This window comes from Methylobacterium sp. Leaf469 (assembly GCF_001424745.1).
Taxonomy (GTDB): Bacteria; Pseudomonadota; Alphaproteobacteria; order Rhizobiales; family Beijerinckiaceae; genus Methylobacterium.
Window position 1 is genome coordinate 382,544 of the sequence record NZ_LMRE01000001.1, and the last position, 25,199, is coordinate 407,742.

The window sequence follows — 25,199 nt, forward strand, 5'->3', positions numbered from 1 at the left end:
CTCTCTCCGCGCGGGGAGAGAGGGGCGTGAGGCTCAGACTTCGACCACCTGGACGTGGCAGGCGGGCTTCTTGCCCCAGACTTCGTTGACGCCCGAGCGGATCGCCCGGTCGACGGCCTTCTCGACGGCCTCGGCGTCCTTACGCTTGGCCTTCGACAGACCGCCGAGGGTTCGGGAGACGCACTCGATCACCACGTCCAGCATGGGCTGACCGGTCCGACCGCGATTGGGCAGGCCGATGATGTCGATGGCGGGTTCGCCCAGGACTTCGCCCTGTTCGTCGATGGCGATGGCGACGGAGACGAGGCCGGCCTGCGCCAGCTTGCGCCGCTCGGGAATCGCCCGGTCCTTGGCGTCGATGAGGATGTTGCCATCCTTGAACAGGCGGCCGGCCTTGACGTGATCGACGATCTCCGGCGTGCCGGGCGCGAGGCGCACGACGCTGCCGTTGCGGGCCTTGACGATGTTCGGCACGCCCTGGGCCCGTGCGAATCGCGCGTGCTCATCGAGGTGCAGGGCCTCGCCGTGGACGGGGATCGCCGTCTGCGGCCGGGTCCAGGCGTACATCTCGGCCATCTCGTCGCGCCGGGGATGGCCCGAGACGTGGACAAGCTTGGTTCGGTCGGTGACCACCTCGATACCGGCGTTGATGAGATCGTTGATGATCGCACCCACGGCCCGCTCGTTGCCCGGGATCGCACGGGAGGAGAAGATCACCCGATCGCCGGCGGCCAGGGTCACGTCGGGATGGTCGTCGCGCGAGACACGGGCCAGGGCCGCGCGCTCTTCGCCCTGCGAACCCGTGAGCAGGCACACCACCTTGTCGCGTGGGAGATACCCATAGGCGTCGGCCGAGCGGAACTCGGGCAGGCCGTCGAGGAATCCGCATTCGCGGGCGACGCCGATGACCCGATCCATGGCACGACCGACGGCCACGACCTCGCGGCCGCAAGCCTGAGCGGCCTCGGCGACGGCCCGCATCCGGGCGACGTTGGACGCGAAGGTTGTCACCGCGACGCGGTGGGGTGCCTCGGAGATCAGCTCGCGCAGGGTGGCGGCGACCTCGGCCTCGCTCGGGGAGCGCCCCTCGCGCACCACGTTGGTCGAATCGCTGATCATGGCGAGGATGCCCTCGTCGCCCAACGCCCGGAACGTCGCCTCGGAGGTGACGTCACCGAGGATCGGGGTCGGGTCGAGCTTCCAGTCGCCGGTGTGGAGCAGCAGGCCGTGGGGCGTGCGGATGGCCACCGCGTTCGACTCGGGGATCGAGTGCGAGACGGGGATGTACTCGATGTCGAAGGGGCCGAGCTGGACGCGTCGTCCGGCCTGGATCTCCTTGAGTACCACCTTCGGAGCACCCGGCTCGCTGAGGCGACGGGCTTCCAGCAGATTCTTGGCGAAGCGCGTGGCGTAGACCGGCGCCTTGAGCTTGGGCCACAGCTCACCGATGGCGCCGATATGGTCCTCGTGCGCATGGGTGATGAAGATCCCGAGGAGATCGTCCTTGCGCTCCTCGATGAAGCTCAGGTCCGGGAACATCAGGTCGATGCCGGGAAAGCCCTCTTCCCCGGCAAAGCCCATGCCGCAATCGACCATGATCCATTTGCGGCGCTTGGCCGGCCCGAAGCCGTACAACGCCGCGTTCATGCCGATCTCGCCCACGCCGCCGAGCGGCACGAAGACGAGTTCGTCTTGCCCTGTCGTCATTTTCACTTGAACCTCAAGCCGCCGTCGCGGCCGTACCCAGATGCACCTCGCCCGCCGTCACGGTCCGTCGCGTTCCATCCTCCGATCGGACAACGAGCCGCCCGGCCCCGTCGATCGTCTCGAAAATTCCGTCCACGCGGGTGTCGCCGGTCCGAACGGTCACCCTCGCGCCGAGTCCGGCAGCGTCGGCGATCCAGCGTTCGCGGATTTCTGAGAATCCCCGGCCACGATCCCATACTCGCGCGGCGTCGACGATCCCATCCGTCAGTTCGACGAACAGATCCTCGGCGCGCGTGGCGTGCCGCATCTGCCTGAGGCACGTAGCCAGATAAGGCAAGCCCTCCGGTGCCGCAGCGACGTTGACGCCGAAGCCCATGACCACGCAGCGGCGCCCACCAGGAAGCGTCTCGGCTTCGAGGAGGAGGCCGGCGAGCTTGGCCCCGGAGGCCAGGATGTCGTTGGGCCATTTCAAGGCGATGCTGCCAACGCCGGCTTGGCGAAAGGCTGCCATCAGCCCGACGCCGGCGACGAAACCCAGGGTCGGCACCACAGCTGGATCGACCTCCTGCACCGGCCAGAGCACACTGGCGGTGAGGTTGCCGGGCAAGGAGGCCCAGTTGTTTCCGCGCCGGCCGCGCCCTGCGGTCTGGCGATGGGCGACCACCCAGAGGGGGCCGGCCTCGCCGTCGCGCGCCCGCTCCAAGGCCTCGGTGTTGGTGGAGCCGAGGCAGTCGTGAACGTGCAGCCGGTGTCCGGCCGCCCGCGCCAGGGCTCCGAGGTGGTAGCCGCTCAAGGCTCGCGCCTCAGGACCCGGCGAACAGCGACTTCGCGGCCGCCCCCGCGGCCCCCACGAGGGGCGCCGGCAGCAGCACGAACAGGATCACCACGGCGCTGGAGAGGCCGAGCACGATGCGCAGGCCGGGCGCCATGGGATCGTAGGGTGCCAACGGCTCATCGAAGTACATCACCTTGACGAGGCGGAGATAATAGAAAGCGCCGACCACGCTGGTGACGACGCCGATGATGGCAAGCGCCACGAGGTTGGCCTCGATGGCCGCAGCGAAGACGTAGAACTTCGCAAAGAACCCGGCGAGCGGCGGAATTCCCGCGAGGGAGAACATCATCGCGGCCAGACAGAAGGCCAGAACCGGGTGGGTGCGCGACAGGCCGGACAGGTCGTCGACGGTCTCGAACATCTGTCCACCCCGGCGGAGCGACAGGATCACGGCGAAGGCGCCCAGCGTCATGGCGAGGTAGATGATCATGTAGATCACCACGCCGCTGATGCCCGCCTGCGAACTCGCCGCCAGGCCGACGAGGGCGTAGCCGACGTTACCGATGGAGGAATACGCCATCAGCCGCTTGATGGAGCGCTGTCCGATGGCGGCGAACGAACCGAGCGCCATGGAGGCGATGGCGACGAACACGATGATCTGCTGCCAGACCGCCGTGACGTCCGGGAAGGCGCCGATGAAGATCCGCACGGTCATGGCCATGGCGGCCATCTTCGGGGCCGAGGCGAAGAACGCGGTGACGGGCGTCGGCGAGCCCTCGTAGACGTCCGGCGTCCACATGTGGAACGGCACGGCCGCGAGCTTGAACGCGACGCCGGCGGCCACGAACACGATGCCGAGCACGAGGCCGAAGCCGACGGTGGTGTCGTTCAGAGCCGCGACGATGCCGGGGAACGAAACCGTGCCGGTGAAGCCGTAGACCAGGGACGCGCCGTAGAGCAGCATGCCCGACGAGAGCGCGCCGAGGACGAAGTACTTCAGGCCGGCTTCGGTGGATTTCAGGTTGTCGCGGTGGAAGGCCGCGATGACGTAGGCCGCGAGCGACTGCAGTTCGAGGCCGAGATAGAGCGAGATCAGGTCGTTGGCCGACGCCATGACCATCATGCCGAGGGTGCAGAGTACGATGAGGATCGGAAACTCGAACCGATCGATGCGCTCGCGCTGGAAGTAGTCGCGCGACAGCAGGATCGAGGCGGCGGAGCCCAGCAGGATCAGGGCCTTCATCACCTTCGAGAAGCCGTCGACGATGAACGAGCCGTTGAGGGTCGTCACCTTGGTGCCCGGCTGGGACATGACCACGAACAGGGCCAGGACCAGCAGCAGCAGGGCGCCGACATTGACACCCTCGGCCGAGCGCTCGCCCCGGAACGACCCGTAGAGGACGAGGACGAGGACGCCGACGCCGAGGATCAATTCCGGCAGGGCGGGCCAGAGCGCGGGCAGGACGGATTGGGCGACGGTCATCGGATCGAAGCTTTCAGCGCGCGACGGGCGGGAGGGCGGCCGCCGTCTGCGTGTTCGAGAGCGCGGTCTTCATGCTCTGCATCAAGGCCTCCGTCGAGGGGGCGAAGGTGTCGAGTATCGGGGCCGGATGGACCCCGTAATAGATCGTCAGGGCGACGAGCGGCGCGATGATGATCTTCTCACGCAGATCGAGATCGAAAATCCCCTGGAGGTTGGGCTTCTCGAGCTTGCCGTAGATCACCCGGGCGTAGAGCCACAGGGCGTAGCCCGCCGACAGGATGATGCCGAACACCGAGAAGAACGCCACGGTGGGGTTGGCCTTGAAGGCGCCCATCATGGCGAGGAACTCTCCGACGAAGCCCGAGGTGCCGGGCAGGCCGACGTTGGCCATGGTGAACACCATCATGGCCGCCGCGTAGAGGGGCATGCGCTTCACGAGGCCGCCATAGGCGGCGATCTCGCGGGTGTGCATCCGGTCGTATACGACGCCGACGCAGAGAAAGAGCGCGCCCGACACGATGCCGTGGGAGATCATCAGGAACAGGGCGCCCTGGATACCCTGCTCGTTGAGGGTGAACAGCCCGAGGGTGACGAAGCCCATATGCGCCACGGACGAGTAGGCGATGAGCTTCTTGATGTCCGTCTGCATCATCGCGATCAGCGACGTGAAGATGATCGCGATCACCGACAGGGCGAACACCATCGGGGCGAAGGCCTGGGAGGCGTCCGGGAACATCGGCAGGGAAATGCGGATGAAACCGTAGCCGCCCATCTTGAGCAGGATGCCCGCCAGGATCACCGATCCGGCGGTGGGCGCCTCCACGTGGGCGTCGGGCAGCCAGGTATGGACCGGCCACATGGGCATCTTCACCGCGAAGGAGGCGAAGAAGGCAAGCCAGAGCCAGGTCTGCATCCCCGTGGGGAAGCGGGTGTGGAGCAGGGTCGGAATGTCGGTGGTGCCGGCGTGCCAATACATCGCCATGATGGCGAGGAGCATCAGCACGGACCCGAGCAGGGTGTAGAGGAAGAACTTGAAGCTGGCGTAGATGCGCCGCTTACCGCCCCAGATGCCGATGATGAGGAACATCGGGATCAGGCCTGCCTCGAAGAACAGATAGAACAGCACCAGATCGAGGGCCTGGAACACGCCGATCATCGTTGTCTCAAGGACGAGGAAGGCGACGTAGTACTCCTTCACCCGCTTATCGATGGAGAGCCACGAGGCGCCGATGCAGAACGGCATCAGGAACGTGGTCAGCAGGATCAGCGGCATCGAGAAGCCGTCGACGCCGAGCTTGAACCGGATCGACTCGGTCAGCCACGCATGGGTCTCGATGAGCTGGAAGCTCGACGTGGTCGCGTCGAACCGGCTCCAGGCCACCAGGGACAGGAGGAAAGTGAGGAGCGTGGTGGCGAGGGCCGCCCAGCGGGCGTTGCGCTTCGAGGCCTCCGTGTCGTCCCCAAGGGTGAGGATGAAAGCCGCGCCGCACAGGGGCACGATCAGGAGGCCGGAGAGGATTCCGAGGCCGAACATCTAGCGGGCGCTCCCGTGCTTCTTCGCGACCATCAATGTGCGACCTTGGGCAGGCCGGTGAGCATGTACCAGCTGATGAAGCCGGCGACACCGACGAGCATGACGAAGGCGTAGTGGTAGACGTAGCCGGTCTGGAGCCGGACGACGCCGCGGGTGACGGCCATCACGCGGGTGGCGATCCCGTCGGGACCCATGCCGTCGATGACCCGGCCATCGCCCTCCTTCCAGAGGAACTTGCCGAAATCCTTGGCCGGTCGAACGAAGATCCGATCGTAGAGCTCGTCGAAGTACCACTTGTTGAGCAGGAACCGGTACAGGCTCGGCTGCTGGGCGGCGAGCTGGCCGGGCAGTTCGGGCCGGCGGATGTACATCCAGAACGCCAGGACGAAACCGATGAGCATCATGATGGCTGGCGAGTAGGCCACCAGGGCCGGCACCGAGTGGATGTCGTGCATGATGTGGTTGTCGGGACCGTGGCCGAGGGAATGCCCCCAGAACTTGTCCATGCCCTCGCCGATGAAGCGGTTCTTGAAGATCAGGCCGGCGAACAGGGCACCGAAGGCCAGGAGGGCGAGCGGGATCGTCATCACCAGCGGGCTCTCATGCGGCGTGTGCGCATGGTCGTGGTGCTCGATGGCGCTGTGCGAGGCGGGCTCCACGTCGTGGCCCTTGTCGTCGTGAGCGACACCCTCGTGGTGGCCCGGCGCCCCGTCGGCCTGAGCGGATGTCCCCGCATGCGCCACCGCGTGATGATCGCCGTGATGCGCGGCCCTGTGTCCGGCCCAATGCGCCGGTCCCTCGAAGGTCATGAAGAACAGGCGCCAGGAATAGAACGAGGTCATCAGGGCGGCGATGACGGTGGCGAAGAACGCCAGGGTGTGACCCGGCCGGGTCGAGGCGTAGGCCGCCTCGATGATGGCATCCTTGGAATAGTACCCGGCGGTGAACGGGAAGCCGATGAGCGCCAGCGTCCCGATGGTCATCATCGCGGTGGTGAACGGGATGTAGCGGCGGAGATTCCCCATGTTCCGCATGTCCTGCTCGTGGTGCATCGCGTGGATGACCGAGCCGGCGCCGAGGAACAGCAGCGCCTTGAAGAAGGCGTGGGTGAAGAGGTGGAACACGGCGGCCGAGTAGGCGCCGACGCCGAGCGCCACGAACATGTAGCCGAGCTGCGAGCAGGTCGAGTACGCGATCACCCGCTTGATGTCGTTCTGCACGAGGCCGACCGTGGCGGCGAAGAACGCCGTGATACCGCCGATCACCGTGACGACCACGAGGGCGTTCGGGGCCAGCTCGAAGATCGGCGACAGGCGCGCGACCATGAACACGCCGGCCGTCACCATGGTGGCGGCGTGGATGAGGGCGGAGACCGGCGTCGGCCCCTCCATGGCGTCGGGCAGCCAGGTGTGGAGCAGGAACTGCGCCGACTTGCCCATGGCCCCCATGAACAGGAGCAGGCAGGCGAGGGTCCAGGCACTCCAGTCGTAGCCGAGGAAGTGGAAGGTCGCGTCCTTGATCTCGGGCGCCCGGGCGAAGATGCCGTCGAAGGCGACGGAGCCCGTGAGGACGAACACGAGGAAGATGCCGAGCGAGAAGCCGAAATCGCCGACGCGGTTGACGATGAAGGCCTTCATGGCGGCGGCATTGGCCGAGGGCTTCTCGTACCAGAATCCGATGAGGAGGTAGGAGGCGAGGCCGACGCCCTCCCAGCCGAAGAACATCTGCACGAGGTTGTCGGCCGTCACCAGCATGAGCATGGCGAAGGTGAAGAGCGACAGGTAGGCGAAGAAGCGCGGCCGATGCGGGTCCTCGGCCATGTAGCCGATGGAGTAGAGGTGGACGAGGGTCGAGACCGAGGTGACCACCACCAGCATCACGGCCGTGAGGGTGTCGATCCGGAACGCCCAGTCGACCACGAGGTCACCCGCGGTGAACCACGTCGCGACCTGAACCCGCGTGGCGTGTTCCGTCCCCGGGATCTCGAGAAACACGCCCCAGGAGAGCAGCGCCGAGAAGGCGAGAAGCCCGGTGGTGATGGCTTCGCACACTTTGGGGCCGAGCTGACGGCCGAACAGACCGGCCAGCAGGGCGCCGATGAGCGGGAAGAAGACGATCGCGTGATACATCGCTGGCTTGTCCGGCCTCCTGGGTCGTGGCTAGTCCCGCGCTACGCGCGGAGCCTCGCGAACGAGCCCTGTCTTCGTGTCACCGCCCGCGGCCCGTTTGAGCCCCGTTCGATCGGGTCTGGATCTGATCGGCGTGCTCAACCCTTCATCATGTTCACGTCCTCGACCGCGATGGAGCCGCGGTTGCGGAAGAACACGACGAGGATGGCGAGTCCGATGGCTGCCTCGGCCGCCGCCACGGTGAGCACGAACAGGGCGAAGACCTGGCCGGTGATGTCGTTCAGATGGGTCGAGAACGCCACGAGGTTGATGTTTACCGCGAGGAGGATGAGCTCCACGGACATCAGGATGACGATGACGTTCTTGCGGTTGATGAAGATCCCGAGCACCCCGAGGGTGAACAGGATCGCCGCGACGGTGAGGTAGTGGCTCAGGCCGATCATCGGATGGGTCTCCCGGAATCCGCCATCAGACTTCCACGCCCTGGCGCGAGGGCACCTTGCGGGTCTCCACCGCATCGGCCTGCGTGCGGGCGTTCTGCACGGAGATGTTCTGGCGCTTGACGCCGGGCCGGTCGCGCAGGGTGAGCACGATGGCACCGATCATCGCCGTCAGGAGGATCATGCCGGCGAGCTGGAAGTAGAAGACGTAATCGGTGTAGAGCACCCGACCGAGGGCCTGGGTGTTGGTGACGCCCTCGGTGCTGGCGAGCGGCCCCAGGGGCGCCTGCAGCAGATCGGGATCGATGCTCCAGGAGCCGACGACGAGGATCAGCTCGATCAGGAAGATCGCCCCGATGAGCGCGCCGATGGGCAGGTAGCGCTGAAAGCCCTGTCGCAGCTGGGCGAAGTCCACGTCGAGCATCATCACGACGAACAGGAACAGCACCGCGACGGCACCGACATAAACCACGACGAGGATCATCGCGAGGAACTCGGCGCCCATCATGACGAAGAGGCCGGCGGCGTTCACGAAGGCGAGGATGAGGTACAGCACCGAGGCGACGGGATTGCGCGAGGCGATCACCATGAAGCCCGAAGCGACGGTCACGCCGGCGAACAGGTAGAAGAAGGCTGCGGCTGCACTCATGCGATTGTGGAGATCAGCCGTCCCGAGGACAGCCCCTTCTGCCGTTGATTCGTCCATGGCCCGTGCAAGCCGCTCGCAGGGCCAGGACAGGCCGCCCGTCTATAGAACCCGGCCCTGCGGTGCACAACCGCGGAGCCGCCGGCTTTACCGGTAAGGCGCGTCCACGGCGAGGTTGCGCGCGATCTCGCGCTCCCAGCGGTCGCCGTTCAGGAGGAGCTTGTCCTTGTCGTAGAGCAGCTCCTCGCGGGTCTCCACGGAGAATTCGAGGTTCGGCCCCTCGACAATGGCATCCACCGGGCACGCCTCCTGACACATGCCGCAATAGATGCACTTCACCATGTCGATGTCGTAGCGCGTGGTGCGGCGGGTGCCGTCGTTGCGGCGCGGGCCGGCCTCGATGGTGATGGCCTGGGCCGGACAGATCGCCTCGCACAGCTTGCAGGCGATGCAGCGCTCCTCGCCGTTGGGATACCGGCGCAGGGCGTGCTCGCCCCGGAAGCGCGGCCCCCGGTGCCCCATCTCGAAGGGGTAGTTGATGGTGGCCTTCGGCTTGAAGAAGTAGCGCATGGCGAGGGCGAACCCCGTCACGAACTCCCTGAGCAGAAGGCCCTTGGCGACCTGATCGAGCTTCATGGCTCGGATCTCCCATTGGATGATGTCAGGCGCCCGGCGCGAGGCCGGTCAGCTTGAGCACGAAGGCGACGACGACGACCGAGACGAGCGAGAGGGGAAGGAACACCTTCCACCCGAGCCGCATGAGCTGATCGTAGCGGTAGCGGGGCACCATGGCCTTCACCATGGCGATCATGAAGAACAGGAAGCTGGCCTTCAGGGCGAACCAGATCAGGCCCGGCACCCAGGTGAAGGGCGCGAACGGGATCGGCGAGAGCCAACCGCCGAGGAACAGCACCGTGCCGAGCGCGCACATGGTCATGATCGCCACGTACTCGCCGAGCATGAACAGCAGGTACGGCGTCGAGGAATACTCGACCATGTAGCCGGCCACGAGCTCGGATTCGGCCTCCGGCAGATCGAAGGGCGGGCGGTTGGTCTCGGCCAAAGCCGAGATGAAGAACACGATGAACATCGGGAACAGCCACAGCCAGTACCAGCCGAGGATGCCGAGCGACGTGTCCTGCGCCATGACGATGCGCGAGAGGTTGAGCGAGCCGGCGCAGAGCAGCACGCAGATGATGACGAAGCCGAGAGACACCTCGTAGGAGATCATCTGCGCCGCCGAGCGCAGCGCACCCAGGAATGCGTATTTCGAGTTCGAGGCCCAGCCGCCCATGAGTACGCCGTAGACGCCGAGCGACGAGATGGCGAAGATGTAGGTGATGCCGACATTGAGGTCGGCCAGCGCCCAGCCCTCGGCCAAGGGAATCACCGCCCAGGCGGCGAGCGCCAGGGTCGCGAACACCAGCGGCGCCAGCAGGAACAGGCCCTTGTTGGCGCCGGCCGGAATGACCGGCTCCTTCAGGACGAACTTGAGTAGATCGGCGAAGGACTGGAACAGGCCCCATGGGCCGACCACGTTGGGGCCGCGCCGCAACTGCACCGCCGCCCAGATTTTGCGGTCGGCGAGCAGCGCGTAGGCGATGAAGACGAGGAGCAGCGCCAGAAGCACGAAGCTCTTGAAGGCCATGAGCAGCACGGCGCCCAGGATTTCCCAGAAGGTCATCGGAGAAAATCCCTATTCGGCGGCTTCGAGGCCGCGCACGCGGGCGAGGCTCGAACATTCGGCGAGCACCCGCGAGGCGCGGGAGATCGCGTTGGTGAGGTAGAAGTCCGGTACCGCCGGCGCGAAAGCCGTGCGGTCGGGCGTACCGCCGAGGCCGGCCAGGGCATCGACCGCCGCCACGGCGTCGCTCGGCGCCACCGTATCGAGGGCGGCGAGGTGCGGATACGCCCCGTAGAGCGTCCGGCGCAGGGCACCCAGCGAATCGAACGGCAGGCGCTGGCCGAGCACGTCGGACAGTGCCCTCAGGATCGCCCAATCCTCGCGCGCGTCGCCGGGCGGGAAGCCGGCGCGGTTGGTCATCTGCACACGGCCTTCGAGGTTGACGTAGGTCGCGCTCTTCTCGGTGTAGGCCGCCCCCGGCAGAACCACATCGGCGCGGGTGGCGCCGCGGTCGCCGTGGGTGCCCTGGTAGACCACGAAGGCACCGGGGCCGACCTCGACCTCGTCGGCGCCGAGATTGAACAGTACGTCGAGGGCACCGCCCTGAATCATGGCCGCGAGGTCGAGCCCGCCCTCCCCCGGCACGAAGCCGAGATCAAGGGCGCCGACGCGGGCGGCGGCCGTATGAAGCACGCCGAAGCCGTTCCAGTCCGGCGTCACGGCGCCGATGTCCTTGGCGAGCGCCGCAGCGGCGGCAAGGATCGCCGCGCCGTCCGGCCGCGACAGGGCGCCCATGCCGACGACGACCAGGGGCCGGTTCGCGGCCTTCAGCACCTCGGCGAAACTGTGCCGTCCGGAGGCGACCTCCGCCAGGGTCTCCGGCCCGGCGCCCAGATAGGTGTGCGGATAGGTCAGGTCCACCGCTTCGCCGATGAGGCCAACGGCGAGCGGCGCCATGCGCCAGCGCTTACGGATGCGAACGTTGAGGAGGGATGCTTCGAGACGAGGGTTCGTCCCGACCAGGAGGATGGCATCGGCGTCTTCGATGCCCGGGATCGTCGTACCCAGGGTGTAGGCGGCCCGGCCCCAGGCCGGATCGAGCGTCTCGCCGGCCTGCCGGCTGTCGAGGTTGGTCACGCCGAGGGCGGTCATCAGGCTCTTGAGCGCGAAGATCTCCTCGACGCCCGCGAGATCGCCCACGATGGCGCCGATGCGCTTGGCGTCCGTACCCTTCACCCTAGCGGCAATGGCCGCGAAGGCCTCGCCCCAGGAAGCCGGACGCAGGCGGCCGTTCTCACGGACGTAGGGCCGGTCGAGGCGCTGCATGCGCAGGCCGTCGACGGCATGGCGGGTCTTGTCCGAGATCCACTCTTCGTTGACCGCCTCGTTGATGCGCGGCTCGATCTGCATGACCTCGCGGCCCTTGGCGTCGACGCGGATGGCGCAGCCCACCGCGTCCATCACGTCGATGGACTCGGTCTTCGACAGCTCCCAGGGGCGAACCTCGTAGCTCTGCGGCTTGTGGACCAGCGCGCCCACGGGGCACAGGTCGGCGACGTTGCCCTGCAGTTCCGAGCCCATGGCGGATTCGAGGTAGCTCGTGATCTCCATGTCCTCGCCGCGCCCGATGGCGCCGAGATCCGGCACACCGGCGACTTCGGCGAGGAAGCGGACGCAGCGGGTGCAGTGGATGCAGCGGTTCATGGCCGTGCGGACCAGCGGACCGATGTACTTCTCTTCCACCGCGCGTTTGTTCTCGCCGTAGCGGGTCGAATCGACGCCGTAGGCCATCGCCTGATCCTGCAGGTCGCAATGGCCGCCCTGGTCACAGATCGGGCAATCGAGGGGGTGGTTGATGAGGAGGAACTCCATCACCCCCTCGCGGGCCTTCTTGGTCGTGCCCGACCGCGTCAGGACCTCCGGCGGCTCGCCGTTGGGTCCGGGCCGGCAATCCTTCACCGCGTAGGCGCAGGAGGCCACGGGCTTCGGCGCACCCTTGAGCTCGACGAGACACATCCGGCAATTGCCAGCGATGGACAGCCGCTCGTGGAAGCAGAAACGCGGGATCTCCGCGCCCGCGATCTCGCACGCCTGGAGAAGCGTGTAGTCCGCCGGAACATCGACCTCGGTGCCGTCGACGACGATCTTGGTCATGCGTGGGTCTCGGGTTCGAATTCAGGTTGGCGTGGGCTACGGATCACTCCGCCGCCATCGGCACCGGGTCGGAATGCGGGTTGGCGCTGTAGCGATCGATGCGTTTCTCGATTTCGGGCCGGAAGTGCCGGATCAGGCCCTGGATCGGCCAGGCCGCCGCGTCGCCGAGCGCGCAGATGGTGTGGCCCTCGATCTGCTTCGTGACATCGAGCAACATGTCGATCTCGCGGCGCTGGGCTCGGCCCTCGGCCATGCGCAGCATCACCCGCCACATCCAGCCGGTACCCTCGCGACACGGCGTGCACTGGCCGCAGGACTCGTGCTTGTAGAAGTAGGCGATGCGGGCGATGGCCGAGACGATGTCGGTCGAGCGGTCCAGCACGATGACCGCCGCCGTGCCGAGACCGGAGCCGAGGTTCTTCAGGGTGTCGAAGTCCATCTTGGCGTCGATGATCTGCTCGGCGGGTACCAGGGGCACCGAGGAGCCGCCGGGAATCGAGCACAGCAGGTTGTCCCAGCCGCCGCGCATGCCGCCGCAATGCTTGTCGATGAGTTCGCGGAAGGTGATCCCGAGTTCTTCCTCGACGTTGCAGGGCTTGTTGACGTGGCCCGAGACGCAGAACAGCTTGGTGCCGGTGTTGTTCTTGCCACCGAGTCCAGCGAACCACGCCCCGCCCCGACGCAGAATGGTGCCGGCCACCGCGATGGACTCGACGTTGTTCACCGTCGTCGGGCAGCCGTAGAGGCCCATATTGGCCGGGAACGGCGGCTTCAGGCGCGGCATGCCCTTCTTGCCTTCTAGGCTCTCGAGCAGCGCCGTCTCTTCGCCGCAGATGTAGGCGCCCGCACCGTGGTGGACGTATATGTCGAACGGGTAGCCGTGGACGTTGTCCTTGCCGACGAGCCGTGCCGCGTAGGCCTCGTCGACGGCCTTCTGCAGGGCATGTTTCTCGGCGACGTATTCGCCACGGATGTAGATGTAGCAGGCATGCGCCGCCATCGCGAACGAGGCCAGCAGGCAACCCTCGATGAGAAGATGCGGATCGTGCCGCATGATCTCCCGGTCCTTGCAGGTGCCGGGCTCCGACTCGTCGGCGTTGACGACGAGGTAGTGCGGGCGCCCATCCGACTTCTTCGGCATGAACGACCACTTGAGGCCAGTGGGGAAGCCGGCGCCGCCGCGCCCGCGCAGGCCCGACTGCTTCATCTCCTCGATGATCCAGTCGCGGCCCATCTCGAGCAGGAACTTGGTGCCGTCCCAGGCGCCCCGCTTTTTGGCCTCGTCGAGACCCGGCGAATGCAGGCCGTAGAGATTGGTGAAGATGCGATCCTGATCGGAGAGCATGCTAGTTCCCCTCGCTCTTCGGAGCCGGGCGCTTGTCCCCGGACGTCTCGGCCGGAGCCGTCTTCGGCCCGTCCGTGCTCACGCCTTCGCTCGCCCCCGACGCCTCGGGCTGGGGTGGCGGCTCATCCCGCGGCAAGTCGGACTGCCTGCCGGCCTCGGCGCCGGCCGCCTCGGCTCGCGCCATGGACTCGGCCGGCGTCGGTGCCGGTTTGCCCGGCCGGGCCGTGGATTCGGCGGGGTCGGCCGCCTCGGCCTCGTCGCCGGACTTCCCCGGCTTCTCCCCGGACGCCGAGCGCTGGGCCGGCGCATCGGTGGACCGGCCCTCGACGGCGCGTCCGGCATCCGGACGGGCGGGCTTCGGATCGGCGGCGGCGCGCTGCTCGGAGGAAGCCGCCTCGGCCTTGCCCGAGGGCTCGCTGCTCTCCTCGGCCTTCTTGTCCTCGAAGCGTTGACGCCAGGCGCCGACCCGCGAGCCGTCGAACAGGGTCGCGTCCACGAGGGTATCGGCCCCACCCTTGGGCTCGGACGAAGTCCGTCCGACCTGCGAGCCGATCTTCACGGGGCGGCCAGCGGCAAGGTCGTCCATGAGCGCGCCTAGCAGGTCGGGCGTCAGGTCCTCGTAGTAATCCTGGTTGATCTGCGCCATCGGCGCGTTGCAGCAGGCCCCCAGGCACTCGACCTCGAGCCAGGAGAAGTTGCCGTCGGCGCTGACATGGCCCGGCGCGCCGAGGCGGGCCTGGAGGTAATCCTTCAACTCGCGCGCCCCACAGGAATCGCACGGCACGGTCCCGCAGAGCTGGATCCAGAACCGGCCCACCGGCTCCAGGGCGAACATCGTGTAGAAGGTCGCGACTTCGAGCACGCGGATATGCGGCATGCCGAGTTCATCGGCCACCGACTCGATGGCGGCGCGCGGCAACCAGCCGCCATTCTGCTCCTGCGCCTTCCACAGCAGCGGGATCACCGCCGAAGCCTGACGGCCCTCGGGGTACTTCTCGATTTGGCCCTTGGCCCATTCGGCGTTCTCCGACGAGAACGCGAAGCTTTGGGGCTGCTCGGCGGCGGGGGCGAGTCTGCGGTTAGCCATCAGTTCGAAACCTTGCGTCCCATCACCGGTCCACCTCGCCGAACACGATGTCGAGCGTGCCGAGCACGCAGGATACGTCGGCCAGCATGTGGCCGCGGCACATCCAGTCCATGGCCTGGAGATGGGCGAAGCCCGGAGCGCGGATCTTGCAGCGGTAGGGCTTGTTGGTGCCGTCGGCGACGAGATAGACGCCGAACTCGCCCTTGGGCGCCTCGACGGCCGCGTAGACTTCGCCGGCCGGGACGTGGAAGCCCTCGGTGTAGAGCTTGAAGTGGTGGATCAGCGCTTCCATCGAGCGCTTCATCTCGCGGCGGGGTGGCGGCGCGAACTTGCCGTCGGTCGCCGCGATGGGGCCCTGCCCGGCGGGCTCGCGCAGCTTCACGCAGCATTGCCGCATGATCTTCGCCGATTCGCGCATCTCCTCCATGCGGATGACCTGGCGATCGTAGGTGTCGCCGTTCTTCCCCACGGGGATGTCGAACTCCATCTCCTCGTAGCACTCGTAGGGCTGAGACTTGCGCAGGTCCCACGGGATGCCCGAGCCGCGCACCATCACGCCCGAGAAGCCCCAGGCCATGGCCTCGTCCACGGTGACGATGCCGATGTCGACGTTGCGCTGCTTGAAGATGCGGTTGCCCATGACGAGGTTGTCGAGGTCGTCGACCACCTGAAGGAACGGATCGATGAACGCTTCGATGTCGTCGATGAGGGCGGGCGGCAGGTCCTGGTGGACGCCGCCGGGCCGGAAGTAGTTGGCGTGGAGGCGAGCGCCCGACGCGCGCTCGTAGAAGATCATCAGCTTCTCGCGCTCCTCGAAGCCCCAGAGCGGCGGCGTGAGGGCGCCGACGTCCATCGCCTGCGTGGTGACGTTGAGGAGGTGAGAGAGGATGCGGCCGATCTCGCAGAACAGCACCCGGATGAGTTGCGCCCGGCGCGGCACCTGAAGCCCAAGCAGCTTCTCGATGCCGAGGCAGAAGGCGTGCTCCTGGTTCATGGGCGAGACGTAGTCGAGCCGGTCGAAATACGGCGTCGCCTGCAGGTAGGTCTTGTGCTCGATGAGCTTCTCGGTGCCGCGATGCAGCAGGCCGATATGCGGATCGACACGCTCCACGATCTCGCCGTCGAGTTCGAGCACGAGGCGCAGCACGCCGTGCGCCGCCGGGTGCTGCGGCCCGAAATTGATCGCGAAATTGCGGATGTTGTGCTCGGTCATGGCCTCGCTCCGCCGCTCAAGCCGATTTTTTCTCGTCGCCCGGGAGCACGTACTCGGTGCCCTCCCACGGCGAGAGGAAGTCGAAGTTCCGGAATTCCTGCGTCAGCTTCACAGGCTCGTAGACCACGCGGGCCTCGTCCTGGTCGTAGCGGACCTCGACGAAGCCCGTGAGCGGGAAGTCCTTGCGCAGGGGGTGCCCCTCGAACCCGTAATCGGTCAGCAGCCGGCGCAGATCCGGGTGGCCCGAGAACAGGATGCCGTAGAGGTCGTAGGTCTCCCGCTCGAACCAGTTGGCTGCCGGGAACACGTCGATGACGGATGGGACCGAGGTCTGCTCGTCGGTCTGCACCTTGACCCGGATGCGGGCGTTATGGCGCAGGGACAGCAGGTGGTAGACCACGTCGAACCGCTTGGCGCGGCTCGGATAATCCGCACCGCAGATGTCGATGAAGCAACGGAAGGCGCAGGCGGGATCGTCGCGCAGGTAGGTCAGCGCGTACACGATGTCGCTCGCCTGCACCTCGAGGGTCAGCTCGCCGAACGCGATGGTCCGGGCGACCACGGCCGGGCCGAGGGCGGCGCCGACATGGTCGCTGAGCGCCTGAAGCGCATCCGCGTCCGAAGCGGCGGCGGTGTGCGCGCGGATGGTGATGCCGTTGCTCATCAGCCCCTCAGCGCTCGATGGTGCCGGTGCGGCGGATCTTCTTCTGCAGAAGCAGCACACCGTAGAGAAGCGCCTCGGCGGTCGGCGGACAGCCGGGCACATAGATGTCGACGGGCACTACACGGTCGCAACCGCGCACCACCGAGTACGAATAGTGGTAATATCCACCACCGTTGGCGCACGACCCCATGGAGATGACGTAGCGCGGCTCGGGCATCTGGTCGTAGACCTTGCGCAGAGCGGGTGCCATCTTGTTGGTGAGCGTGCCGGCGACGATCATCACGTCGGACTGGCGCGGAGAGCCGCGCGGGGCGAAGCCGAAGCGCTCGCAATCGTAGCGCGGCATCGACATCTGCATCATCTCGACGGCGCAGCAGGCGAGTCCGAACGTCATCCACATCAGCGAGCCCGTCCGGGCCCAGTTGATGAGGTCGTCCGTCGAGGTGATGAGGAAGCCGCGGTCGGCGAGTTCGCTGCTGATCGACAGGAATGTCGGATCGTCCGCGCCGATGGGGCGCCCAGTGTTGGGATCGATGATCCCCTTGGGAGCCGGTGCGATCGCCGGGGCGCGGGAGAGGTCGGGGCTGAAGGCCATCGGTTTCTCGGGATCAGGCTTCGGACGGTTCGGCGACGCGACGACGATCGTGGGCGCTAGTCCCACTCAAGGGCGCCCTTGCGCCACTCGTAGACGAAGCCGACGGTCAGAACGCCGAGGAAGGCCATCATCGACCACATGCCGAACCATCCGAGTTCACCGAAGGTGATCGCCCACGGGAACAGGAATGCGACTTCGAGATCGAAGATGATGAACAGGATGGCCACAAGGTAGAAGCGCACATCGAACTTCATGCGCGCATCGTCGAAAGCGTTGAAGCCGCACTCGTAGGCCGAGAGCTTCTCCGGATCGGGACTGTTGTAGGCGACGAGGAAGGGCGCCACCAGCAGGGCTGCCGCGATGAACAGCGACACGCCGATGAAGACGATGAGGGGCAGGTAATCCGCCATCAGGCCGGTCATGCGGGACCTCTCGTGTGCGCCGAAGGCCGTACTGCCCCGGGAGCGTCCCGCCGGATGGAATTGCTCCAATGCCAGACTGCGCTGGCCGGAGGCTTAGACGACCCCCGGAGGTGAAACAAGGGCGGCTCGCATTGCACAAATTCGCACATGTCATTGAGTTAGGACTACGGGACGAACCGGCAACATGACCGATCCGCACAGCCCCCCGCGCCCGGGATTGCGGGGACATCCATGCGGCATCGCAAAACAGCGATGGCGCCGGGGCTCCCGGAGGAACCATAACCTTGGCCGTGGGTTTCATTCATGTCCCACTCAGGCCGGATCGGGTTAGGTCGGCGCATATTCGACCTCACAGGAGACGCTTCGTGCGCATTGCCCAGATTGCTCCGCTCTCGGAGGCGGTCCCCCCGAAGTTCTACGGCGGCACCGAGCGCGTCGTATCCTGGATCACGGAAGAGCTCGTCCGTCAGGGTCACGACGTGACGCTGTTCGCCAGTGGTGATTCGGAGACCTCGGCCAAGCTCGCGGCGTGCACGCCGGAAGGCCTGCGCCTCCTTGGCTACCGCGACCACACGGCGAGCCATCTCGCCATGCTGCATCACGTCCACAAGCGCGCCCACGAGTTCGATGTGCTGCACTTCCACATCGACCTCCTGCAATATCCGATGTTCGAGGATCTGAACCACAAGTGCATCACCACGATGCACGGCCGCCTCGACGTGCCGGACTTCATGCCGGTCTACCGTACCTTCACGGGCATGCCCCTGGTGTCGATCTCCGACAATCAGCGCGAGCCGATGCCGAAGAACGTGAACTGGGCGTCCACCATCCACCATGGCCTGCCGGCCCAGAACTGCCCGTTCTACCCCGAGGCCAAGGGCGGTTATCTCGCCTTTCTCGGTCGCATTTCCCCCGAGAAGCGCCCCGACCGCGCCATCGAGATGGCGATCCGCTCCGGCGTGAAACTGAAGATCGCCGCGAAGGTCGACAAGGCCGACCAGGATTATTGGGACGAGGTCATCGAGCCGATGATCCACCACCCGCTCGTCGAGTTCATCGGTGAGATCAACGAGGAACAGAAGAAGGATTTTCTCGGCAACGCCCTGGCCCTGGCCTTCCCCATCGACTGGCCGGAGCCTTTCGGCCTGGTGATGATCGAAGCGATGTCGGCCGGCACCCCGGTCATCGCGTTCCGCAACGGCTCCGTGCCGGAGGTGATCGCCGACGGTATCTCGGGCGTGCTGTGCGACTCGATGGACGATGCCGTTGCGGCCGTCGACACGGTCAAGACCATGAGCCGAGCCGGCGTGCGCCGCCACTTCGAGACCCAGTTCACCGCCGAGTGCATGGTCCGCAAGTACGTCGCCGCCTACGAGAGCCTGCTCGCCGATCAGGCCGACGTGATCAAGATGCCCCACGCGGCGGCCTTCTCGCCCCGCTACGGCGATCTCAACGGCTCGTCCCTGCCGTCGATCTCGGTGGCCGCCATGCCGGCCTGAGGCGGACCCGGCATCGGGCTTGCAGAGCCTTTTTCCGGGTTGGCGTCGTACGATTGCCGCACTAACTCTCCTCTCTGAGGGCCGCCCGCGTCGCATACCGCGACGGGCGGCCTTTCGATTCCAGACCCATCGCGATCAGACGATTCGCGAATCCTCACCCATCCGGAGACGCTCGGGCATGGCGGCTGACAGTTTCACGGCGACTCCCGAACAGGCACCCGGCACGACGGACGGGCCGCTGAACCATGGTTTTCAGGATGCCGACGCGGTCCTGCCCCAGTACCATATCGAGGCCCACACCTCCCTGGTCGAGCGCCCGCTGCGCTCCCTGAAATACGGCGAGGCCTTCGCGGTGCTGGACAGCTACGGCGACATCGGCGTGCTGCCCGGCCCCGAGGGCCTGTACTTCCAGGACACGCGCTACCTCTCGCGCTTGCACTTCACCATCGAGGATCAGCGCCCCCTGCTCCTGTCCTCGGTGATGCAGGACGACAACGGCGCGCTCAGCGTCGACATGACGACGCCCGACATCCGCCTCGACGCCCACGACGAGACCACGATCCCGCGCGAGCTCATCGCCATCGAGCGCACCAAGTTTCTGTTCAAGGGCGCGTGCTACGATCGGATCGGTTTGCGCAACTACGATTCGCGCCACTGGACCCTGAAGATCGGCGTGAGCTTCGACGCGGATTTCCGTGATCTCTTCGAAGTCCGCGGCATGGACCGCCCGGTGCGGGGCAAGCGCAGCGTTCAGGTGGCGAGCGAGTCGGAAGTGCAGTTCCGCTATGCCGGCCTCGACGAGGTGGTGCGGACCACGAGCCTGCATTTCGGCCCAAAACCGAAGCACATCGAGCCGGGAAAGGTCACCTTCGAGGTTTCCCTGCCCCCGGGTGGACGCGCCTCGCTCTTCATCCGCACGGTTTTCGAATCGCACCGGGCCTACACCAGTGCACCGGCCGCCGAGAAGGTGGGCGAGGATGCCGCGGCAGGCCTGTCGCACGCCGCCGGCTCGTCGGCCACGGCCCGCCACCCCAAGGGCCTGGCAGAGGGCGTGATCTTCGCCCGTGCGTATCGCGATTCGCGCCGCGACCTGCGGCAGCTCACGGCCGGCATCACCACGATCATCTCGTCGAACGACCAGTTCAACGAGGCCGCCTGCCGCGCCACCGCCGATCTCTACATGCTGGCCAGCCGCACGCCGGAGGGGATCTACCCCTTCGCCGGCATCCCCTGGTACTCCACGGTGTTCGGCCGCGACGGCATCATCACGGCGATGATGGCCCTGTGGATCGATCCGAACTTCGGCAAGGGCGTCCTGCGCTACCTCGCCTCGACCCAGGCCAAGGCCATCGATCCCGCCGCCGACGCCCAGCCCGGCAAGGTGCTGCACGAGACCCGGCGCGGCGAGATGGCGATGCTCGGGGAGGTGCCGTTCCGGCACTATTACGGCACCATCGACGGCACGCCGCTGTTCGTGATGCTGGCCTCGGAATACTACGCCGTCACCGGCGACCGGGAGACCATCGAGCGGATCTGGCCGGCCCTCGAACTCGCCCTCGACTGGATGAACCAGTACGGCGACCGGGACGGCGACGGCTTCGTCGAATACGCCCGCGACACCGACAAGGGCCTCGAGAACCAGGGCTGGAAGGACAGCCACGATTCGATCTTCCACACGGACGGGAACCTCGCCAAGGGTCCCATCGCCCTGTGCGAGGTCCAGGGCTACGTCTATGCCGCCAAGAACGGCATGGCGACGCTCGCCACCCTGCTCGGCCACGATGCCCTGGCCCAGCGCCTGACGGCCGAAGCCGCCAAGCTGCGGGCGGATTTCGACAAGGCGTTCTGGTGCGAGGCGATCGGCACCTACGCCCTCGCGCTCGATGGCGAGAAGCGCCAATGCGCCGTGCGGTCCTCGAATGCCGGGCACGCCCTCTTCACCGGCATCGCCATGCCGGAGCGCGCCGCGAGTGTCGCCGCCAACCTCCTGTCGAAGGATGGGTTCAACGGCTGGGGTGTGCGGACCATCGCGCGCGGCGAGGCGCGCTACAACCCGATGTCGTACCACAATGGCTCGATCTGGCCGCACGACAACGCCCTCGTGGCCATGGGGCTCGCCCGCTACGACCTGAAGCCGGAAGCCTCGCGGATCTTCGAGGGCATGTTCGACACCGCCCTCTACCAGGACCAGAAGCGCCTGCCGGAGCTGTTCTGCGGCTTCATGCGCCGGCACCAGCGCGGGCCGGTCTCCTACCCGGTGGCGTGCTCGCCCCAGGCCTGGGCGGCGGCGGCACCCTTCGCGTTCCTCGCCGCCTGCATCGGCCTCGAACTCCAGCACGACCGCAACCGCATCCGCCTGAAGAACCCGACCCTGCCGGCCTTCCTCGACGGGGTGTCGATCTTCAACCTAAAGCTCGGCACCTCGCGGGTGGACCTGCGCTTCCAGCGCTACGGCGGCGATGTGACGGTCAACGTCCTGCGGCGGACGGGCGACGCGCAGGTCTCGGTGGTCAAGTAGGGACACTCATCCCCCTTCCCCTCGCGGGGAGGGGGACCCTGCGTCCGAACGGGCAACACCACGAAAAACGCCGCCTTCCCCGGGGGAAAGCGGCGCGGATCGTCGGACCAGAACGGACGTCGCGCGTCAGCGCGGGGCCAAAATCATGATCATCTGGCGGCCTTCGAGCATCGGCTCGCTTTCCACCTTGGCGATCTCCTGGGTCTCGTTCTTCACCCGCTCGAGCAGGCGCAGGCCGATGTCCTGGTGGGCCATCTCGCGGCCGCGGAAGCGCAGGGTCACCTTGACCTTGTCGCCTTCCTCGAAGAACCGAACCACGGCCTTCATCTTGGTGTCGTAGTCGTGCTTGTCGATGCCGGGCCGCAGCTTGATCTCCTTGACCTCGACCGTCTTCTGCTTCTTGCGGGCCTCGTTCTGCTTCTTCTGCTCGTTGAATCGGAAGCGGCCGTAATCGAGGAGCTTACAGACGGGAGGAACGGAGTTGGGCGCGATCTCGACGAGGTCGAGGCCGGCTTCCTCGGCCAACGCGAGGGCGTCGAAGAAGGCGACCACACCCCGGTTCTGACCGGTGTCGTCGATGAGCTGCACTTCGCGAACGCCGCGGATGTCCCGGTTGGCGCGCGGCCCGTCCTTCTGCGGGGCCGGCATAGCTCTCATAGGTCTACGAATGGCTTCAATCTCCTGATGAAACGACGAAACGGCAGCCTGCGAACCCCAACCCCATGGGGTCGATCCTGGCCACCAATCGCTCCGGATTCCGGTCCGACACCTTGGCTGAACTTTTCTTCAAGTCAACTCGGGCGGCCGGGTTTGGTTCACGCCCCGGGTGATCCGGGACGATCACGGGCGCTTCACGGGCAATTGGCGAGGAGGTCGGCATAGACGTCGAGGGTGTCGCCGACCATGCCCTCGAGGGAGAAGTGTGCCTCCACGTGCGCCCGGCCGCGCCGGGTCATCGCGTCCCGCGCCGAGGCGCCCATGGACAACGCATCGGCCAGGGCATCGGCCAGGGCCGAGGCGTTGCCCGGTGCCACCCGCCAGCCCGTGCGCTGGCCGGCCGGGACTTCCGGTGGCGCCAGGACGGTCTCCGGTACGGCGCCGAGATCCGAGACCACGACGGGCGTGCCCAGCGCCTGAGCTTCCACGGCCGAGCGGCCGAACGCCTCGGGCTCGACGGAGGGAACCGCCACGACGGAAGCGGCGCGGAACGCCGCCGGCATGTCCGTGCAGTGCCCGACCCGGTGGACGATGCCCTGCAGGCCGCGCGCGGCGATGAGGGCATCGAGCTCACGCTCGTAGGCGACACGCCCCTGGGGGTCGCCCGCGAGCACGATGGCGACATCCGCGACGCCGCGGTCGCGCATGAGGGCGGCCGCCTCGATGAGCACGCGCTGGCCCTTCCAGGCCGTGAGGCGCGCGGCGAGCAGCACCACGCGCTCGTGCGGCGCCACGCCCCAGGCCCGGCGCAGGGCCTCGACCCGGGCCGGCGCCACGGCGCCCGGCGTGAACAGCGCGAGATCCGTCCCCCGGTGGATCACCCGGACGCGGTCGCCCGCCTGATCCGGATGAAGCGTGCGGATCAGGTCGGCGGTGTAGTGCGAGTTGGCGATGACGACGTCGCCGCGCGCCATCACCGAATTGTACAGCACCTTCACCCCGGTGCGGCCGGAATAGCTGCCGTGGTAGGTCGTGACGAAGGGCAGTTTCAGGCGACGTGCCGCGCCGAGTGCGACCCAGGCCGGCGCCCGCGATCGGGCATGGATGATCTGAACGCCCTCGCGCCGACACAGCCGAGCGAGGCGCCCGATGTTCAGCGCCATGGCGACGGGGTTCTTCGCGGCCGCCGGAAACGGCAGCCAGATGCCGCCCTTGGCCTGCAATTCCCCCACCAGCCGACCGCCCTCCGTGGCGACGAGGGCGCGCGCTCCCGCAGCCGCGAGGGCCGCGGCCACGTCCACGGTGGTGCGCTCGGCCCCGCCCGCATCGAGGGCCGGGATGATCTGCAGGATGGTTCTGCCCGAGAGCGGCGCACCCTCCCCCGGGAAGGTGCCGCCGCGCGGATCGCCATTCATGACGCGGCTCCGCAGGCCGGCCCGATGACGGGACCTGAGGGTTCGGGGCGGGGGCGGAAACGTCCGTCGCAGGCTTCGGTCATGGGCGTCAGCATGGGCGGCGTGCTTTACGGCCCGGTAAACGAAAGGCAAATGCAGAGCACGCAACACGATGGTTCTTGGATAACGGGGATAAGCCGATGCCGCAGCCGAACGACGAGGCGCCGACTTTCCTCGATGTCGGAAGCGGGGACGCGGCACGACGCATCGCCGTGCTCCATCGACCCGGAGAGGGACCGCCCATGGTGTGGCTCGGAGGCTTCCGCTCCGACATGCGGGCCACCAAGGCCGAAGCGCTCGATGGATGGGCGCGGCGAACGGGACGCGCCCTGGTGCGGTTCGATTATACGGGTCATGGCGAATCGGAGGGCGATTTCGCGTCCAGCACCATCTCGACCTGGGTCGAGGACGCGGTCGCGGTGATCTCCGCCTGCGCGCCGCAGCGGCCGCTTCTCGTCGGCTCGTCCATGGGTGGCTGGATCGCTTGTCTCGCCGCCCGGGACCGGGCCGCGCGAGGCGAAGACGCCCCCTCGGGACTGGTGCTCATCGCCCCGGCCCTGGATTTCACCGAAGACCTGATGTGGAAGCGGTTCACACCGGAAATCCGTGCCACCATCGAGCGGGACGGTTTCTGGGCGCGACCGAGCGCATACGACCCCGTCCCGGTGCCGATCACCCGTGCCCTCATCGAGGACGGGCGCCGGCACGCAATGCTCGGGGGAGAATTCGACCCGGGCTGCCCGGTTCGTATCCTGCAGGGCATGGACGACCCGGATGTCCCCTGGTCCCATGCCCTGCGCATCGTCGAGCGCCTGCCTCGGGCCGACACGGTGCTGACCCTCGTGGCGGATGGCGACCACCGCCTGTCGCGCCCCCAGGACCTCGCCCGGCTCCTGGCGGCAGTGACGGAGATCTACCCGAACAAAGAAATCAGTGCAGACTGACGGTGTGGAGATCGTTGGCCATGGCATTGGCCACCACGGCGTCACGGGAATCGGCGAGCAAGATCGGCGCCCCGCTGGCCGAGAGCAGGGCGAAGAGGTCGAGGCCGGGGGTCAACTCCGGCGCCTGCGGAAACAGGCGCGTGACCTCGTCGGAACTCATGGCGCGGACGTAGGCGATGTGACCCTCGCCCAGGGCAGCGAGGTCGGCGGCGTTGAACTCCGCCGGATCGAGATCTGCGCCGGTGATGGGATTCTGGCTGAATGCGGTCATGGTCGGCTCTCCTTCTGGCAGAGCGGGGTCGGGTCTGG

The 25,199-nt window shown here is 67.0% G+C and carries 22 protein-coding genes; 3 read left to right on the forward strand and 19 right to left on the reverse strand.

What is annotated here, in order from left to right; translation table 11 throughout:
* Positions 1–33: 33 nt before the first annotated feature.
* The 16 genes from ASG60_RS01780 to ASG60_RS01855 all read right to left on the reverse strand — a co-directional run bounded on the left by ASG60_RS01780 (position 34) and on the right by ASG60_RS01855 (position 17,818).
* Complete coding sequence (locus tag ASG60_RS01780) at positions 34–1,707, reverse strand: ribonuclease J (RefSeq protein ID WP_056263531.1); 1,674 nt, start codon at positions 1,705–1,707, stop codon at positions 34–36.
* Positions 1,708–1,720: 13 nt separating this feature from the next.
* Entirely contained in the window at positions 1,721–2,500 is a 780-nt protein-coding gene (locus ASG60_RS01785; RefSeq protein ID WP_056384105.1) for a biotin--[acetyl-CoA-carboxylase] ligase, read from the reverse strand.
* Between the two features lie 10 nt (positions 2,501–2,510).
* A complete protein-coding gene (nuoN, locus tag ASG60_RS01790) occupies positions 2,511–3,965 on the reverse strand; it encodes an NADH-quinone oxidoreductase subunit NuoN (RefSeq protein ID WP_056302958.1) in 1,455 nt (484 codons plus the stop codon).
* A gap of 13 nt (positions 3,966–3,978) precedes the next feature.
* On the reverse strand, positions 3,979–5,499 hold the full coding sequence (locus ASG60_RS01795; RefSeq protein WP_056384106.1) for an NADH-quinone oxidoreductase subunit M: 1,521 nt from the start codon (positions 5,497–5,499) through the stop codon (positions 3,979–3,981).
* Positions 5,500–5,531: 32 nt separating this feature from the next.
* On the reverse strand, positions 5,532–7,628 hold the full coding sequence (gene nuoL / locus ASG60_RS01800) for an NADH-quinone oxidoreductase subunit L (RefSeq protein WP_056384107.1): 2,097 nt from the start codon (positions 7,626–7,628) through the stop codon (positions 5,532–5,534).
* Between the two features lie 137 nt (positions 7,629–7,765).
* Positions 7,766–8,071, reverse strand: a complete 306-nt coding sequence (nuoK, locus tag ASG60_RS01805) for an NADH-quinone oxidoreductase subunit NuoK (RefSeq protein WP_056089088.1) — start codon at positions 8,069–8,071, stop codon at positions 7,766–7,768.
* A 25-nt stretch (positions 8,072–8,096) separates the two neighbouring features.
* Complete coding sequence (locus ASG60_RS01810; RefSeq protein ID WP_056166570.1) at positions 8,097–8,717, reverse strand: NADH-quinone oxidoreductase subunit J; 621 nt, start codon at positions 8,715–8,717, stop codon at positions 8,097–8,099.
* 144 nt (positions 8,718–8,861) lie between these two features.
* Positions 8,862–9,350 (reverse strand): NADH-quinone oxidoreductase subunit NuoI, encoded by a 489-nt coding sequence (nuoI, locus tag ASG60_RS01815; protein WP_056166568.1) that lies wholly within the window; start codon positions 9,348–9,350, stop codon positions 8,862–8,864.
* A gap of 25 nt (positions 9,351–9,375) precedes the next feature.
* Positions 9,376–10,398: an NADH-quinone oxidoreductase subunit NuoH gene (gene nuoH / locus ASG60_RS01820; protein ID WP_056263526.1), complete on the reverse strand. Its 1,023-nt coding sequence runs from the start codon at positions 10,396–10,398 to the stop codon at positions 9,376–9,378.
* Positions 10,399–10,410: 12 nt separating this feature from the next.
* The gene (gene nuoG / locus ASG60_RS01825) at positions 10,411–12,492 is read right to left on the reverse strand and encodes an NADH-quinone oxidoreductase subunit NuoG (RefSeq protein ID WP_056384108.1); all 2,082 of its coding nucleotides are present in this window, start codon (positions 12,490–12,492) and stop codon (positions 10,411–10,413) included.
* A gap of 43 nt (positions 12,493–12,535) precedes the next feature.
* Positions 12,536–13,837 (reverse strand): NADH-quinone oxidoreductase subunit NuoF, encoded by a 1,302-nt coding sequence (gene nuoF / locus ASG60_RS01830; protein WP_056263522.1) that lies wholly within the window; start codon positions 13,835–13,837, stop codon positions 12,536–12,538.
* 1 nt (position 13,838) lies between these two features.
* Positions 13,839–14,924: an NADH-quinone oxidoreductase subunit NuoE gene (gene nuoE / locus ASG60_RS01835; protein WP_056384109.1), complete on the reverse strand. Its 1,086-nt coding sequence runs from the start codon at positions 14,922–14,924 to the stop codon at positions 13,839–13,841.
* 22 nt (positions 14,925–14,946) lie between these two features.
* Entirely contained in the window at positions 14,947–16,137 is a 1,191-nt protein-coding gene (locus ASG60_RS01840) for an NADH-quinone oxidoreductase subunit D (RefSeq protein WP_056166553.1), read from the reverse strand.
* Between the two features lie 16 nt (positions 16,138–16,153).
* The gene (locus tag ASG60_RS01845; protein WP_056384110.1) at positions 16,154–16,801 is read right to left on the reverse strand and encodes an NADH-quinone oxidoreductase subunit C; all 648 of its coding nucleotides are present in this window, start codon (positions 16,799–16,801) and stop codon (positions 16,154–16,156) included.
* 7 nt (positions 16,802–16,808) lie between these two features.
* The gene (locus tag ASG60_RS01850) at positions 16,809–17,396 is read right to left on the reverse strand and encodes an NADH-quinone oxidoreductase subunit B (protein ID WP_056166548.1); all 588 of its coding nucleotides are present in this window, start codon (positions 17,394–17,396) and stop codon (positions 16,809–16,811) included.
* Between the two features lie 56 nt (positions 17,397–17,452).
* Complete coding sequence (locus ASG60_RS01855) at positions 17,453–17,818, reverse strand: NADH-quinone oxidoreductase subunit A (protein ID WP_056089121.1); 366 nt, start codon at positions 17,816–17,818, stop codon at positions 17,453–17,455.
* A gap of 365 nt (positions 17,819–18,183) precedes the next feature.
* On the opposite strand from ASG60_RS01855, the gene ASG60_RS01860 reads away from it, so the two are divergent.
* Together ASG60_RS01860 and ASG60_RS01865 are read left to right on the forward strand one after the other, a co-directional pair.
* Positions 18,184–19,317 carry a glycosyltransferase family 4 protein gene (locus tag ASG60_RS01860; RefSeq protein ID WP_056384111.1) on the forward strand — a complete coding sequence of 378 codons (1,134 nt, stop codon included), beginning with the start codon at positions 18,184–18,186 and terminating at the stop codon, positions 19,315–19,317.
* A 178-nt stretch (positions 19,318–19,495) separates the two neighbouring features.
* A complete protein-coding gene (locus tag ASG60_RS01865) occupies positions 19,496–21,835 on the forward strand; it encodes a glycogen debranching N-terminal domain-containing protein (protein ID WP_056384112.1) in 2,340 nt (779 codons plus the stop codon).
* Between the two features lie 126 nt (positions 21,836–21,961).
* On the opposite strand, the gene infC is transcribed toward ASG60_RS01865, so the two are convergent.
* A complete protein-coding gene (gene infC, locus ASG60_RS01870) occupies positions 21,962–22,483 on the reverse strand; it encodes a translation initiation factor IF-3 (RefSeq protein ID WP_238223988.1) in 522 nt (173 codons plus the stop codon).
* A gap of 203 nt (positions 22,484–22,686) precedes the next feature.
* Positions 22,687–23,907, reverse strand: a complete 1,221-nt coding sequence (locus ASG60_RS01875) for a glycosyltransferase family 4 protein (RefSeq protein ID WP_056302971.1) — start codon at positions 23,905–23,907, stop codon at positions 22,687–22,689.
* 179 nt (positions 23,908–24,086) lie between these two features.
* Between ASG60_RS01875 and ASG60_RS01880 the strand changes: the two genes are divergently transcribed.
* Positions 24,087–24,890, forward strand: coding sequence for an alpha/beta hydrolase (locus ASG60_RS01880; RefSeq protein ID WP_056384113.1), 804 nt, complete (start codon positions 24,087–24,089; stop codon positions 24,888–24,890).
* Here the strand turns inward: ASG60_RS01880 and ASG60_RS01885 are convergent.
* Positions 24,877–25,161 (reverse strand): DUF1150 domain-containing protein, encoded by a 285-nt coding sequence (locus ASG60_RS01885; RefSeq protein WP_056089138.1) that lies wholly within the window; start codon positions 25,159–25,161, stop codon positions 24,877–24,879. The genes ASG60_RS01880 and ASG60_RS01885 overlap by 14 nt on opposite strands.
* Between the last annotated feature and the right edge of the window lie 38 nt (positions 25,162–25,199).